The organism is Bradyrhizobium genosp. SA-4 str. CB756, from assembly GCF_000473125.1.
Lineage (GTDB): Bacteria > Pseudomonadota > Alphaproteobacteria > Rhizobiales > Xanthobacteraceae > Bradyrhizobium > Bradyrhizobium arachidis.
In genome coordinates this window covers 8,690,200-8,705,993 of record NZ_KI421499.1, presented here as the reverse complement: position 1 = coordinate 8,705,993, position 15,794 = coordinate 8,690,200, and the positions used below count along the sequence as shown (strand labels likewise).

General features: G+C 65.8%; 10 protein-coding genes. 6 read left to right on the top strand and 4 right to left on the bottom strand.

Going from position 1 to position 15,794, the window contains the following annotated elements:
* Positions 1-2 precede the first annotated feature (2 nt).
* The 5 genes from BRAGE_RS0141985 (at position 3) to BRAGE_RS0141965 (ending at position 9,718) form a co-directional block, all read left to right on the top strand.
* A complete protein-coding gene (locus BRAGE_RS0141985; RefSeq protein WP_027561989.1) occupies positions 3-728 on the top strand; it encodes an outer membrane protein in 726 nt (241 codons plus the stop codon).
* A gap of 166 nt (positions 729-894) precedes the next feature.
* Entirely contained in the window at positions 895-3,048 is a 2,154-nt protein-coding gene (locus BRAGE_RS0141980) for a methyl-accepting chemotaxis protein (protein ID WP_027561988.1), read from the top strand.
* A gap of 218 nt (positions 3,049-3,266) precedes the next feature.
* Positions 3,267-4,328, top strand: a complete 1,062-nt coding sequence (locus BRAGE_RS0141975) for an MBL fold metallo-hydrolase (protein ID WP_027561987.1) — start codon at positions 3,267-3,269, stop codon at positions 4,326-4,328.
* Positions 4,329-4,571: 243 nt separating this feature from the next.
* Entirely contained in the window at positions 4,572-5,801 is a 1,230-nt protein-coding gene (gene hemA / locus BRAGE_RS0141970; RefSeq protein ID WP_027561986.1) for a 5-aminolevulinate synthase, read from the top strand.
* A 407-nt stretch (positions 5,802-6,208) separates the two neighbouring features.
* Positions 6,209-9,718, top strand: coding sequence for a PAS domain-containing hybrid sensor histidine kinase/response regulator (locus BRAGE_RS0141965; protein ID WP_027561985.1), 3,510 nt, complete (start codon positions 6,209-6,211; stop codon positions 9,716-9,718).
* 7 nt (positions 9,719-9,725) lie between these two features.
* Here BRAGE_RS0141965 and BRAGE_RS0141960 read toward each other — a convergent pair whose 3' ends face one another.
* From BRAGE_RS0141960 to BRAGE_RS0141945, 4 genes are all read right to left on the bottom strand, one after another.
* Positions 9,726-10,547 (bottom strand): SDR family NAD(P)-dependent oxidoreductase, encoded by an 822-nt coding sequence (locus BRAGE_RS0141960; protein ID WP_027561984.1) that lies wholly within the window; start codon positions 10,545-10,547, stop codon positions 9,726-9,728.
* A gap of 18 nt (positions 10,548-10,565) precedes the next feature.
* A complete protein-coding gene (locus tag BRAGE_RS0141955) occupies positions 10,566-11,120 on the bottom strand; it encodes a cytochrome P460 family protein (RefSeq protein WP_027561983.1) in 555 nt (184 codons plus the stop codon).
* A 71-nt stretch (positions 11,121-11,191) separates the two neighbouring features.
* Positions 11,192-12,220 carry an alpha/beta fold hydrolase gene (locus BRAGE_RS0141950; RefSeq protein ID WP_027561982.1) on the bottom strand — a complete coding sequence of 343 codons (1,029 nt, stop codon included), beginning with the start codon at positions 12,218-12,220 and terminating at the stop codon, positions 11,192-11,194.
* Positions 12,221-12,248: 28 nt separating this feature from the next.
* A complete protein-coding gene (locus BRAGE_RS0141945; RefSeq protein WP_027561981.1) occupies positions 12,249-12,668 on the bottom strand; it encodes an organic hydroperoxide resistance protein in 420 nt (139 codons plus the stop codon).
* A gap of 198 nt (positions 12,669-12,866) precedes the next feature.
* Here BRAGE_RS0141945 and BRAGE_RS0141940 point away from each other — a divergent pair, with 198 nt between their 5' ends.
* Positions 12,867-15,707: an ATP-binding protein gene (locus BRAGE_RS0141940; RefSeq protein ID WP_027561980.1), complete on the top strand. Its 2,841-nt coding sequence runs from the start codon at positions 12,867-12,869 to the stop codon at positions 15,705-15,707.
* Positions 15,708-15,794 lie beyond the last annotated feature (87 nt).

Sequence of the window (15,794 nt, the reverse complement as noted above, 5' to 3'; positions counted from 1 at the left end):
CTATGAAGAAGATTCTGATTGCGACCGTCGCGCTGCTCGTGGCGGGCGCTGCCGCGCCGGCGCTCGGCGCCGATCTCGGTAACCGCAACTACTACAAGGCGCCTGCCCCGGCCTATGCCGCACCGATCTACAACTGGACCGGCTTCTATATCGGCGGCCATGTCGGCGGCGCGTTCTCCAGCGACAACAATTTCAACGGCCTCTCCACCGGCAACAACGGCAACGGCCGTTTCCTCGGCGGCGTGCAGGTCGGCGCGGACTGGCAGTTCAACCCGAACTTCGTGGTCGGCGTCGAGGGCCAGTATTCCTGGCTCTCCGGCAGCGTCGGCGCGGTGTTCCCGGGCGGTATCGCCTACACCAACGACCAGCGCGGCCTCGGCTCGCTCACCGGCCGCGTCGGCTACACCTGGGGTCCGGGTCTCGTCTACGTGAAGGGCGGCTACGCCTATTCCAACAACAACGAGAAGGTGACCGTCGGCGGCGTGCCGACCGCCTTCGTCATCGATGGCGATCACAAGAACGGCTACACCGTTGGCGCGGGCATCGAGTACATGTTCGCCCCGAACTGGTCGGCCAAGGCCGAGTACCAGTACTACAATTTCGGCGATGCGCACTTCACCGGGGGCCCGCTGGCGGGCACCGGCAACTTCACCACCGACGACCACACCGTCAAGGCGGGCGTCAACTACCGCTTCAATTGGGCGAGCCCGGCCGTCGCGCGCTATTGATCGGTTAGCAAAGTCTTATCCCGACCAAGGGGCCGGCGTTCGCGCCGGCCCTTCTTTTTTCGCTCTGCGGAACCAATGCAAGCAATTGCACCAATTGCGATTTTTTAACCGGCCCTGCGGATACTGCCCGCCACAAAACAGAAGCAAGAGCGTGGGGGAATTTTCGATGGCGATCCGTCTGGGCGTTGGCCGTTTGCTCGGTCGATTCAAGCCTCGCGTCAAAATGCCGAAATGGGGCGTGCGCGGCAGCCTGTTCGCGGCCTTCGGCGTGATCGCAGGCATGGGCCTCGTGATCGCAGCCGGCGCCGGCCTTGCGCTGCAGAATCTCGGCGGACGCATGACCGAGCTGAGCGGGCGGGACATTCCGCGCCTTGCCGCCAGCCTGCAATTGTCGGCCCTGAGCGCGAGCCTTGCGGCACAGGGACCGGCCCTGCTTGCAGCTCAAAGCGAGGAAGCGCTCAACGAACGCACCAAGAAGCTCAAGGAATTGCAGGAGCAGACGCAGCAGAAGCTCAACGAGATCATCGAGCTCGGCGGCGACAAGTCCGTCGTCACCGGACTCAGCGAGACGATGAAGAGCATCAACGAGGCGGCCCAGAGCCTGGCCAAGGCCGCCCGCGAACGGCTGGACATCGCGGCGCTCCATGACAAGCAATACGACGCGCTGCGCAACGCGCAGGGCGCGTTCGTCGGCGCGGCCAGTCCGGCGATGCTGGAGGCGCAGACCCGCGTCAACGCCATTCTCGGCTCGGCAAACCTGTCGGCCGAAGATGCCACCGAAGCGGCGCAGACGGTCGGCCAGCTCGGCAACATCGTCGCCAGCGGCAATCTCGCGGCCGCCGACATGAGCGCCGCACTGTCGGCGAGCACGAGCGACAAGCTCGACGACATCCAGAAGGAGTTCAAGACGGCCCAAGGACGCCTGCGGTCGAACCTCGATCTGCTGCCGGACAATGAGGGCAACAAGATGCTGCGCGCGACAGCGGAAAAGCTGCTCGCGCTCGGCACCGGCAAGACCGGCGTGTTCAATCTGCGTGAGAAGGAGCTCGACTCCATCGACTACGGCCAGACCATCCTGGACGAGACGCGCAAGCTCAATGTGGGCCTCGGCATCAGCGTGCAGCAGCTCGTCGACGGCGTGCAGAAGGAGACCAACGCCTCGACCTTCCAGGCGCGGCAGGAGACCTCGCTCGCGACCTCGGTCATGCTGGCTCTAGGCGCGCTGATGCTGGTCGGCTCCGCGCTGTTCGTGTGGCTCTATGTCGGCCGCAACATTCTCCGCCGCATCCGCGAGCTTCAGCGCGCCATGCAACTGCTCTCGGCCGGCGACCTCGACACCGAGATCGTCCGCTCCCGGCAGAATGACGAGATCGGCGCGATGAAGGAAACGCTGACGGTGTTCCGCGCCAGCATGATCGAAGCCCGCGCGTTGGCGAGCGAGCAAGACAAGGATCGCGTCGCCAAGGCCGAACGCGCCGCCCATGTGGAAGCCAGGATCGCGGAATTCGAGGGCACGGTGCGAACCGCGCTCGACAATCTGGCGCAATCGGCCAATTCGATGCAGTCGACCGCACAGAGCATGTCGAATACCGCCGATCAGTCCAACGCGCTGGTGAACGCGGTCGCTTCCGCCGCGGAAGAGACCTCGGTCAACGTGCAGACCGTGTCATCGGGCACCGAGCAGCTGTCGTCCTCGATCGAGGAGATCAGCAAGCAGGTCGTCACCTCCGCCGCGATCGCCAAGAAGGCCGTCGATGAGGCCGGTGCCACCGACACCACGGTGCAGAGCCTTGCCGACAGCGCAAGCCGCATCAGCGTCGTCGTCGACCTGATCCAGACCATCGCCTCGCAGACCAATCTGCTCGCACTCAATGCCACCATCGAAGCGGCGCGCGCCGGCGAGGCCGGCCGCGGCTTCGCGGTGGTCGCCTCCGAGGTGAAGAGCCTCGCGAGCCAGACCGCCAAGGCAACGGAAGAAATCCGCACCCAGATCGCCAGCATGCAGCAGGTCACGACCTCCGCGGTCGGTGCGATCCAGGGCATCGGCCGGATCATCGGCGAGATCAACGACGTCACCACCACGATCGCGGCCGCAGTCGAGGAACAGGGCGCGGCCACCCGCGAGATCGCGCGCAACATCCAGCATGCTGCGGGGGGCACCAGCGAGGTCTCCAGCAACATCGTCGGCGTCTCCACCGCCTCGGCCGAGGCTGGCGCGGCAGCAGGCGAGGTGTTGAGTGCGTCGGACGCGCTCCGCCGCGAGGCCGACATGCTGCGCGGAGAGATCGACGCGTTCCTCAACAATATGCGGGCGGCCTGATTGTCATTCCGGGACGGCGCGTCGCGCCGAACCCGGAAGCTCGCGCGACAACCTCCAGATTTGCGGGTTCGCGCTCACGCGCGCCCCGGAATGACTGCGTTTTTGGCAGGCTTCAACCGGCACACGGAAATACACCGTCCGGTATGACCGCCATGCGGAGACCACGGCCCAGCCTTTTTCGGCTGGCGCCTCGCCCGCGCTGGGTTTAAGCCGGTAGCATGAACGCGAAAATCGACACTGTGCAGTCCTCGGCCGAGGCCTTGCGCTATCCCTGGGACCAGCATCCCGGCCACGAAGAGGTCGTCGAAGTGCGCCCCGGCGTGCTGTGGGCGCGGCTGAAGCTGCCGTTCCGCCTCAACCACGTGAACATCTATCTGCTCGCCGATGGCGACGGCTATGCGATGGTCGATGCCGGCTTCGGCAATGAGGAGACGATCGAGGCCTGGACCAAACTGTTCGACGGGCCGCTGAAGGGCGTCAACATCACACGCCTGATCGTCACCCATTCGCATCCCGATCATGTCGGGCTCGCGGGCTGGATCGTGGAGCGCTTCGGCTGCCCGCTGATGATGTCGCAGGTCGAATATCTGCAATCGGTCTATCATCAGAACCGCGGCACCGAGGAGCGGCGCAACGCGCAGCGCCTGTTCTTCCGTCGTCACGGCATGGACGAATCGCTCACCGAAAAGCTGCTCGGCCGCGGCCAGGATTATCTCAAGCAGGTGTCGGTGCTGCCGCCGTCCTACCGCCGCATCTCGCATGGCGACGAGATCGTGATCGGCACGCGCCGCTTCAAGGTGATCACCGGCGGCGGCCACGCGCTCGATCAGGTGATGCTGTATTGCGCCGACGACAAGCTGTTCCTCTCCGCCGACCAGGTGCTGAGCAAGATCTCGCCCAATGTCAGCGTGTGGGCGGTCGAGCCCGACCAGAACTCGCTCGGCGAATATCTGGCTTCGCTCGCGAGCCTCACCACCACCCTGCCCTATGACTTGCTGGTGCTGCCCGGCCATGGCGTGCCGTTCTACGGCCTCAAGACGCGCATCAAGCAGCTCGCCGACCATCACGAGGAACGCTGCCGCCTGATCGCGGAGGCCTGCCGCGAGGTGCCGCAGACCTCGCGCGCCCTGGTGCCCGTCGTGTTCAACAAGCACGTGCTCGACGAGCATCAGATGGGCTTTGCCGCCGGCGAGCTCGTCGCCCACGTCAACTACATGATCGTCGAGGGCCGGCTGACGGCGGAGACGAAGGACGGCGTGCTCCAGTTCAGGACGACGTGAGGGGCTTCTTCACCTCTCCCAGCTTGCGGGGCGAGAAAGCACACCGTCAGCACCGCAGCGGATTGTGCGGAGCAGCATTGTACCTCGCGCGAGCTTGATCGGGATCAAGTTTCAAATCGCACGATAGGGCATTTTGCCCAAATGCCCCGCACGCCTAAATGTGGGATAGCGCATAGACATTGGAGCTGGAAAAGCTCTAAGAAGATGCGCCCTTTTTGGTCAGTTCCGTCTCAGGTTTTGCCGATGGATTACAGCCAGTTCTTCAATTCCGCCCTCGATCGTCTCCACACCGAGCGGCGCTACCGCGTGTTCGCCGATCTGGAGCGCACCGCCGGCCGGTTCCCGCACGCGGTCTGGCACTCGCCCAAGGGCAAGCGCGACGTCGTGATCTGGTGCTCCAACGATTATCTCGGCATGGGCCAGCACCCGAAGGTGGTCGGCGCCATGGTCGAGACCGCGACCCGCGTCGGCACCGGCGCTGGCGGCACCCGCAACATCGCCGGCACGCATCATCCGCTGGTACAGCTCGAGGCCGAGCTCGCCGACCTCCACGGCAAGGAAGCCGCGCTGCTGTTCACCTCGGGCTACGTCTCGAACCAGACCGGCATCGCCACCATCGCCAAGCTCATTCCGAACTGCCTGATCCTTTCGGACGAGCTCAACCATAATTCGATGATCGAGGGCATCCGCCAGTCCGGCTGCGAGCGCGTCGTGTTCCGCCACAACGATCTGGCTGATCTCGAAGAGAAGCTGAAGGCTGCGGGTCCGACCCGGCCGAAGCTGATCGCCTGCGAAAGCCTTTATTCGATGGACGGCGACGTCGCGCCGCTCGCAAAGATCTGCGATCTCGCCGAGAAGTACGGCGCGATGACCTATGTCGACGAGGTCCACGCCGTCGGCATGTACGGCCCGCGCGGCGGCGGTGTTGCCGAGCGTGACGGCGTCATGCACCGTATCGACATCCTCGAAGGCACGCTCGCCAAGGCGTTCGGCTGCCTCGGCGGCTACATCGCCGCCAACGGCCAGATCATCGACGCCGTGCGCTCCTACGCGCCGGGCTTCATCTTCACCACCGCGCTGCCGCCGGCGATCTGCTCGGCCGCGACCGCCGCGATCAAGCATCTGAAGACCTCGAGCTGGGAGCGCGAGCGCCATCAGGACCGCGCCGCCCGCACCAAGGCGATCCTGAATGCCGCCGGCCTGCCGGTGATGTCGAACGACACCCACATCGTGCCGCTGTTCGTCGGCGATCCCGAGAAGTGCAAGCAGGCGTCCGACCTGCTGCTCGAGGAGCACGGCATCTACATCCAGCCGATCAACTATCCGACCGTCGCCAAGGGCACGGAGCGGCTGCGCATCACGCCCTCGCCCTATCATGACGACGGCCTGATCGATCAGCTCGCCGAAGCCCTGCTGCAGGTGTGGGACCGCCTGGGCCTGCCGCTGCGCGAGAAGTCGCTGGCGGCGGAGTAGGCGTTTTCTCCTCTCCCTAACCCAACCCGCACCGCCTCTGGAGCTACCCCTCTCCCCAACCCTCCCCCACAAGGGGGGAGGGAGCGAGGCAGGCGTGCCTACCTCACGTTGATCTGTCGCCCCAACTCCGGCTCGCCGCCGACGCGACAATCGGCACTCTTTCCGTTCCCTCCCCACCTTGCGGGGGAGGGTCAGGGAGAGGGGTGCCACACGGGGACTCTCTCGGTGGGCCAAGAACGCCCCGGGCGGCGCACCTTAACGACACCGCCAGTTCCCACTCCCGCCCGCCATTTCGCTGTCGCCTCCACCGGCCCAACGCGCTAGATTTGCAGGGAAAATGAGATCGGGCGCCTCGCGCGCCTTCGGAAGATCGGGCGCTACCGCGCCATGGGAGAAGCACGCTCGCCATGCTGCACGACTGGGGCGTGATCGCCGCCGCCTTCGGCTATATCGGCTTTCTGTTCCTGGTGGCGAGCCATGGTGACCGCCGCTCGCCGGCGGGGCCCGGCCGCGCGTCCGGACTGATCTATCCGCTGTCGCTGGCGATCTACTGCACCTCCTGGACCTTCTTCGGCTCGGTCGGCTTCGCCACCCGCACCTCGACCGACTTCCTCGCGATCTATGTCGGCCCGATCCTGATGATCGGGCTCGGGGCCGGCGTGCTCCGCCGCGTGATCCAGCTCGCCAAGACCCACAACATCACCTCGATCGCGGACTTCATCGGCGCGCGCTACGGCAAGAGCCAGGCGGTGGCGGCGACCGTGGCGCTGATCGCGATCATCGGCTCGGTGCCCTACATCGCACTCCAGCTCAAGGCGGTCGCCTCCTCGCTCGAAACCATCCTCAGCGAGGACCAGGCGTTCTCCCACATCCCGATCCTCGGCGACATGGCGCTGATGGTGACGCTGGCGATGGCGGCCTTCGCCGTGCTGTTCGGCACGCGCCAGACCGATGCCACCGAGCACCAGCACGGATTGATGCTGGCGGTCGCGACCGAATCCATCGTCAAGCTGGTCGCCTTTCTCGCCGCCGGCATCTTCGTCACCTTCTGGATGTTCTCGCCGCATGAATTGATCGAGCGCGCGATGAAGACGCCGGAGGCGGTGCGCGCCATCAACTATTCGCCGTCGATCGGCAACTTCCTGACCATGACGCTGCTGTCGCTCTGCGCAGTGATGCTGCTGCCGCGCCAGTTCCACGTCAGCGTGGTGGAGAATTCATCCGATGCCGAGGTCGGCCGCGCGCGCTGGCTGTTCCCGCTCTATCTCGTCGCCATCAACGTGTTCGTGATTCCGATCGCGCTCGCCGGCCTCGTCACCTTCCCGTTCGGCACGGCCGAGCCGGACATGTACGTGCTGGCGCTGCCGATGGAGGGGGGCGCGGACCTGCTCAGCGTCGCCATCTTCGTCGGCGGCCTGTCGGCGGCAACCGCGATGGTGATCGTCGAATGCGTCGCGCTGTCGATCATGGTCTCGAACGACCTCGTGGTGCCCTTGGTGCTGCAACGGCGGCCGGAGGGACGCACCGGCGGGGCCGATTTCAGCGACTTCCTGCTGCGCTCGCGGCGCCTTGCGATCTTCGCCATCATGGTGATGGCGTATTTCTACTACCGCGCGCTCGGCAACACCCAGCTCGCGGCAATCGGCCTGCTCTCCTTTGCCGCCATCGCCCAGCTTGCACCGAGCTTCTTCGGCGGTCTGTTGTGGCGGCGGGGGACCGCGCGCGGCGCAATCGGCGGCATGATGGTCGGCTTCGCGGTGTGGCTCTACACGCTGTTCATGCCGAGCTTCATGGATTCCTCGACCACAGGCATCCTGCTGCTCCAGCACGGCCCGTTCGGAATCGAGGCGCTGCGGCCGCAGGCCTTGTTCGGCGCCGACCTGCCGCCGCTGATGCATGGCGTGATCTGGTCGCTGTCGCTCAACATCCTCACCTATGTGCTGCTGTCGCTGGCGCGCCAGCCGTCCTCGATCGAGCTGGTGCAGGCCGACCTGTTTGTGCCCAACACGCTGGCGCCGATCTCGCCGAGCTTCCGCCGCTGGCGCACCACCGTCACGGTGCAGGACATCCAGACCACGGTCGCGCAATATCTCGGGCCGGACCGCGCGCGGCATTCGTTCGAGGCCTTCTCCGCCAGACGCAACGTGCGGCTGGAGCCTGCGGCGCCCGCCGATTTCGAGCTGCTGCAGCACGCCGAGCACCTGATCGCTTCCTCGATCGGTGCGGCCTCCTCGCGCCTCGTGATGTCGCTGCTGCTGCGCAAGCGCACGGTGTCGGCGAAAGCCGCGCTGAAACTGCTCGACGATTCGCACGCCGCGCTGCATTTCAACCGCGAGATCCTCCAGACCGCGCTCAACCATGTGCGCCAGGGCATCGCGGTGTTCGACGCCGATCTGCAGCTGATCTGTTCCAACCGGCAGTTCGGCGAGCTCCTCAACGTTCCCCCGCATTTCATCCAGTTCGGCACGCCCTTGCGCGAGATCCTGGAATTCATGGGCGTGAGCGATTCGGCCGGCGACACCGAGCGCGAGGCGATGATCGAGCAGCGGCTCGTCGCCTACACCACCGACAGCGAGCCCTATCTGGAGCGCCTGCCGGAACGACACATGGTGATCGAGGTACTCACCAACCGGATGCCCGGCGGCGGCTTCGTCATCACCTTCACCGACGTCACGCCGACCTTCGAGGCCGCTGAAGCGCTGGAGCGCGCCAATGCGTCGCTGGAAAAGCGCGTGCGCGACCGCACCGAGGAATTGACGCGGCTGAACTCCGAGCTGGCGCTGGCCAAGAGTGCGGCGGAGGATGCCAGCAGCTCCAAGACACGCTTTCTTGCAGCGGCCAGCCACGACATTCTCCAGCCGCTGAACGCGGCGCGGCTCTACATCACGAGCCTCGTCGAGCGCCAGCACAGCGGCGAGGAGACGCGGCTGGTCGAGAACATCGACGAATCGCTGCAAGCCATCGAGGAGATCCTCGGCGCGCTGCTCGACATCTCCAGGCTCGATGCCGGCGCGATGACGACCTCGATCTCGAGCTTCAGGATGGCGGATCTGATGCGCTCGCTGGAGATCGAGTTCGCGCCGATCGCGCGCGCCAAGGGCCTCGCGCTCGCCTTCGTGCCCTGCTCGCTTCCCGTCGAATCCGACCGCCTGCTGCTGCGGCGCCTGCTCCAGAACCTGATCTCCAACGCCATCAAGTACACCCCGCGCGGGCGCGTGCTGGTCGGCTGCCGCCGCCGCGGCCCCTCGCTCAAGATCTGCGTCTACGACACCGGCGTCGGCATTCCCTCAGCCAAGCGCGCCGAGATCTTCAAGGAATTCCACCGCCTCGAGCAGGGCGCGCGGATCGCGCGCGGCCTCGGGCTCGGCCTCTCGATCGTCGAACGGCTGGCGCGCGTGCTCAAGCACGGCATCGCCATCGACGGCAACAAGAGCGGCGGCTCGGTGTTCTCGGTGACGGTGCCGACGGCGAAGGCGGTCACGCATACGGCCGCCGTGACCAGCGCGACGCCGCTGGCGCGCACGCCGATCTCGGGCGCCCTGATCGTCTGCATCGAGAACGACGCGGCGATCCTCGACGGCATGCGTACACTGCTGAAAGCCTGGGACGCCGAGGTGATCGCGGTCGCCGATCCCGAAGGCGCGATCGCGGCGATCGAAAAAGCCGGCCGCCGCGTCACCGGCCTGCTCGTCGACTATCATCTCGACCGCGGCAACGGCATCGCAGCCATCCGCGACATCCGCCGCCGCTTCGGCGACACCATCCCCGCGATCCTGATCACCGCCGACCGCAGCCCCGCGGTGCAGGTCGCCGCGCGCGATGAAAAGATCGCAGTGCTCAACAAGCCGGTGAAGCCGGCCTCGCTCCGCGCCCTGCTCGGCCAGTGGCGGACGCAGCAGATGGTGGCGGCGGAATGAGACGCGGTCAGTAGTCGGTCGAGACGCTCAGCGCGCGCCACCTCTCGAGCTCTTCGAGGCGCTGGCGATCGGTCGCTGCGATGGCGTTGACGGCATCACTCCCGAGCGCAATCCGCAGAGGCGGGCGATCCATGTTGGCAAGCTTCAGCACGACAGCCGCGGCCTTGGCCGGGTCGCCCGGCTGGCGGCCATCGTAATCACGCTGCATCCGGACGGCGGCGCCGACCACCGCGTCGTACTCCGGACGCCCCTCGTCGGTGTCATGCGCGGCCTGAGCAAAGCCCGTCCGGAAACCGCCGGGCTCGACGATCGTCACATGCACACCGATCAGCGCCATCTCGCGCGCCAACGATTCCGAAAAGCCTTCGATCCCCCATTTCGCCGCCGAATAAGGTGCGCGGGCCGGCGCGCCGATCCGGCCACCGACGGACGAGACCTGCATGATGTGCCCGCGACGCTGCCGGCGCAGGACGGGAATCGCCGCCTTGGTGACGATGATTGTGCCGATGAGATTCGCCTCGATCTGCTGCCGAAAGGACTCCAGGCTGGTATCCTCGACCGATCCGAGGTCGCCGAAGCCTGCGTTGTTGACGACCACGTCGAGGCCGCCGAATGCCGTCACGGCAAGATCGATCGCCGCCTGAGCGGCGGCCTCGTCGGTGACATCAAGCCTTGCGAGCCGCAGTCTTTCTCCGAAACGTTCCCGCAAGGGCTCGAGCGGGCCGAGGCTCCGAGCCGTGGCAACCACCTGGTCGCCCGCCGCGAGCACGGCTTCGGTGATGGCACGGCCAAGCCCGCGCGAGCTGCCGCTGATAAACCAGGTCTTCATGCCAGCCTCCGCAAGATCTCAAGGCGCGAGCCGCGTGAAGACGTAGTCCCGGCTCTTGGCGCGGGCCTCGTGGCAGCCCCAGCAGGTGCGGTGCTGGGCCTCATCCACCGGCTTGCCATTGGCGAAGCGGCCAAAGCCCCAGCCACCGGTCGAGGCATACTTCTTGGAATCCTTGACCATCACCTGCACTGTGGTAGCGGCGCCGGGGATCGTCGCGGATGCGAACTCGGGCGACTGTTTCCGCTTCCAGGCGCGCTTGACCAGAATGGTGCCGTCGGGGAACGGAAGTTTTCCGGCCTGATAGGCCTCGATTGCGATCTGGTTGCCGACCACGGCGCGAAGCTCGTCGAGCGGCGCGGCTTCTTCGGCCGGCGCGATCAGTTCCCACTGCTTGTAGCCGGGCGGAATCGTGACACCGAAGATCGGCGAGGCGTCGGCCGCCGCGCCGCCTTCCGCGAGCGCGATCGAGACCAGATATGGCACACTCGTCAGGAGAACGACGAGAAGCAGCACGGCGAGCACGATCACCGTGGAGAATGAGAATCTCTTGTTTTCAGATTCGGTTGGCATCATGACGTTTCTTCAAGCGGGATCACGGCACGTCCCCGGTCCAGACGTGCTGGACCGGAGCATTGGATGAATGCTCAGGCGCCGTCGGCGTCGATGACGGCCTTGGCAAAGGCTTGCGGCGCTTCCTGAGGCAGATTGTGACCGATACCGCCGGTGATCAGGCGGAAGTCGTATCGGCCCTCGAACTTCTTGGCATAGGCGCTGGGATCGGGGTGCGGCGCGCCGTTGGCGTCGCCCTCCATCGTGATCGCCGGCACGCGGATCACCGGCGCTGCGGCGAGCTTCTTTTCGATCTCTTCGTACTTCGCTTCGCCCTGGGCGACCCCGAGCCGCCAGCGGTAATTGTGGATCGTGATCGCGACGTGATCCTTGTTGTCGAGCGCCGCCGCGCTCCGGTCGAACGTCGCGTCGTCGAACTTCCATTGCGGCGAGGCGAGCTTCCAGATCAGTTTTGCGAAATCATGCGTGTACTTCTCGTATCCGGCGCGGCCGCGCTCGGTCGCGAAATAGAACTGGTACCACCATTGCAGTTCGGCCGACGGCGGCAGCGGCGCATTTCCCGCGGCCTGGCTCGAGATCAGATAGCCGCTGACCGACACCAGTGCACGGCAGCGGTCCGGCCACAGCGCAGCGATGATGTCGGCGGTGCGCGCGCCCCAGTCGAAGCCGGCGACAACCGCCGTCTTGATATCGAGCTTGTCCATCAGCGCGATGATGTCGACGGCCATCGCGACGGGCTCGCCGTTACGCGGCGTCTCGCTGGAGAGAAACTGCGTCGAGCCGTAGCCACGCAAATATGGGATGATGACACGATAGCCGGCCTTGGCCAGGATCGGCGCGACATCGACGAAGGCGTGAATGTCGTAGGGCCAGCCGTGCAGCAGGATCGCGACGGGACCGTTCGACGGGCCAGCCTCGGCATAGCCGACGTTGAGAACGCCGGCATCGATCTGCTTGATCGGACCGAAGGACGCGTTCGATGCCTGGGATCGCTGCGCCTCCGTCTGGGCAATGGCGAGGTCGATCACGCCGAGGCCGACGGCGACGGTCCCTGCGGCGACGCCAAAAAACTTGCGACGATGCTGGTCGATGAGTTGCTTCATGATGGTGCTACCCGGTTCGTGGTGATGGTCAGATCAGTGCGACTGTGACGTCGATGTTGCCGCGCACGGCCCTGGAATAAGGACAGGTCTGGTGCGCCTCATCGACGATGCCGCGCGCGACCTCGTGATCGAGGCCCGGCAGGCTGACATTGAGGCGCGCCCGCAGGGCGAAAGTGCCATCGTCGTGCAGAAGGTCGATTTCCGCATCGATCGCACTTTTCCTGGGAAGCACGATTTTCCGCTTCCGCGCGGCGATCTCCATGGCGCCTTCGAAACATGCCGACCAGCCCGCCGCGAACAACTGCTCGGGGTTGGTGCCGACGCCTGCTCCGCCCGGCGGCGACAATTTGACATCCAGGCGGCCGTCGGAGCTGCGGGACATGCCATCCCCTCGTCCGCCGCTGGTGTGGGTCCTCGCCGTATAGATCAGCTTTGTCGCTTGTGTCATGAAAGTCTCCTTGCCGTCGCGCATCTGACTAGCAGCCACCTCCGCGGCGCGCCCGTTGGGAGTTGTGAGAAATTGTGAGACCGGCAGGGAACCCGGTCAGGGAGGCCCTGCAGACGAGGTCTGATGCCGATGCAAAGCCGGTCTTGCCGGATCGACGTCCGCTCGTTATGCGGTCCTGCAAATGAGCAAGATTTCGTGATGACTGAGCCGGCCGCGCCCGCGGCATCGACATTGTCGTTCGGGCCATTCACCGTGACGCCGCATGAGCGGCTCGTCATGCGCGGCGGCGTCGCGCTGCCGATGGGCGCCAAGAGCTTCGATACGCTGATCGCGCTGATGTCGCGGCCGAACGAGGTCATCAGCAAATGGGAGCTGATGGCGCAGGTCTGGCCCGGCATGGCCGTCGAGGAAGCCAATCTGCGCTTCCACATTGCAGCGCTTCGCAAAGCCCTCGGCGACGGGAAAGACGGCGCGCGCTACATCACCACGCTCTCCGGCCACGGCTATTGCTTCGTGGCGGCGATCTCGCAAGTGGAGATTCCCGCAGAACGCCGCCCAGCACCGCGGCGCGAACTGCCGCCGGTGAAACTTCCCAACCGGCTGCAGCGGATGGTCGGGCGTGATGATGCCATCGCAGCCATCTCGGACAGGCTCACGACTTCACGATTCGTCACGATCGCCGGTCCCGGCGGTGTCGGCAAGACCGCTGTCGCGGTGGCGATCGCTCACGACCTGCTCGAGACATTCTCGGACGCCGCGCACTTCGTTGACCTTGCTGCGCTCAGCGATCCCGATCTCGTGATCACCTCGATCTTGCTGATGCTGGGTCTGCCGGCGCAGGCCGACGACCCGCTGCCCGCGTTGCTTGCCCATCTGCAGGACAAGCGGATGCTGCTGATCCTGGACAATTGCGAGCATGTCATCGCCGCTGCGGCGTCTCTCGCAGCGGAGATTTTCCACGCCGCGCCGCATGTCCATATCCTCGCCACGAGCCGCGAAGCCCTGCGCGTCGAGGGCGAGCAAGTCTATCGGCTGGCGCCGCTTGCCGTTCCGCCCGACGGCACCGAGCTGACGGCAGCGACAGCACAGACCTATCCAGCGCTCCAGCTTTTCCTCGAGCGGGCGTCAGCCGGCGGCGCGCAGATCGCGCTCGACGATGCCAATGCCGCGATCGTCGCGAACATCTGCCGCAGGCTCGACGGCATGGCGCTGGCGATCGAGCTCGCCGCGGGCCGGGTCGATGCCTACGGCCTGGAGCAGACGGCCACGCTGCTCGACGAGCGCCTCAATCTGCTCTGGCAGGGCCAGCGCACCGCGCCGCCTCGCCAGAAGACGTTGCAAGCGACGCTGGACTGGAGCTACGGCCTCTTGTCCGACACCGAGCGTCTCGTGTTGCGCCGCCTCGCGGTCTTCGCAGGCCACTTCACCATCGACGCCGCGCTGGAAGTCGTGCCGGACGAGCGCGTCGACCGCTCCCGCCTATTCGACGCCATCGACAGCCTCGTCGCCAAGTCGATGGTCGCGCCGCGCCCCATCGGCGCCATGATGCGCTATCGCCTGCTCGACACGACGCGGGCCTATCTGCTCGAGATCGAACCTGATGAGGCGGCACTCGCGGCCCGCCACGCAACCTATTATCGGCGATGGTTGGAACAGGCTGGCGCGATATGGGCCACCATACCGAGCGCCGACGAGCGCGCGATCCATTTCTCCGCGCTTCACAATGTGCGCGCCGCGCTCGACTGGTGCTTTGGCGCGAGCGGCGATGCGGGCATCGGCATTGCGCTCGCGGCATCGGCATCCCCGATGTTCCTGGCGATGTCGCTGCTCATCGAATGCCGGCGCTGGTCGGAACGGGCACTGCTTGCGATTGATCCGTCAACGCGCGGCAGCGCCGAGGAAATGCACGTCCAGGCCGCGCTCGGCCTGACCTTGATGTTCACGCGCGGCGGCAGCGAGGCGGCGCGTGGGGCACTGGAGAGAAGTCTCGCGATCGCCGAGGCTCGCGGCGATGCGCCGAACCAGCTCCAGCTGCTTGGCCGCATGCATATCTTCCACGAACGGATGGGACGGTTCGACGCCGCGCTCGGCTACGCCCAGCAGAGCCTCAAGGTCGCCGAAGCCCTCGGCGATGCTGCTTCAATTGCCCTCGCAAGGTCGCTCCTGGGTGTCTCCTTGCATCTGGCCGGCGAGCATCGCGACGCGCTGACCATGCTGGAGGCGGCTTGGCAAGGCCCGGGCACGGAGCGGATCAGCACGATCCACGGCTTCGATCACCGCAACCGGGCCGGCATCTCGCTCGCGCGCGAGCTTTGGTTGCAGGGCCGGTCCGAGGATGCACAGCGACTGGCGCGACAGACGGTCGATGATGCCGCGCAGATGGACCATCCGATCACGCTCTGCATCGCGTTGATATGGCTGGTCTCGATCGATCTCTGGAGCGGAAACCTCGACAGCGCGGAAGAGAACATCGACCGCTTCATTGCCCATGCCAATTCGCGCTCGATGGGCCCCTATCTCGCGGTTGGCCGCGGCGTCAAAGGCGAAATCGCGATCCGGCGCGGCGATGCCGCGGTCGGTGTCGAGACGATCACAGCCTGCCTGCGCGAGCTTCACGACGCCGGTTACGAGCTGCTCACCACGACGTTCAACATCGCTCAGGTCCACGGCCTGCTGGCGCTCGGCCAGATCGAACGGGCCGCGAGCCTGATCGACGATGCCATCGGCCTCGTCGAACAGAGCGGCGACCATCTCTACATGCCCGAGCTGCTGCGCATGAAGGCCAAGATATTGCTGTCGCTACCGGAGCCGAACACCGGCGACGCTGAGGCCTGCCTCATGCGATCGCTGAAGCTCAGCCGCGACAAGGGCGCGAAAGCCTGGGAGCTGCGAGTGGCGATTGATCTTGCGCAGCTTCTCGCTGAATGGCGCAGCCGCAAGGACGCAAGGCAATTGCTCCAGACGGCGCTCGAAGGTTTTGCCGATGGCTCCGAGACGGCTGATATCAGGGCGGCCGGCGTGCTGCTGGCGACGCTGTAGCGGACTAAAGCGCGACGAGATCAGGACGAATCGTCATTGCGCTTTAGGTTATTGTTTGAGCATGATCTTTTCGGAAAACCGCTGCGC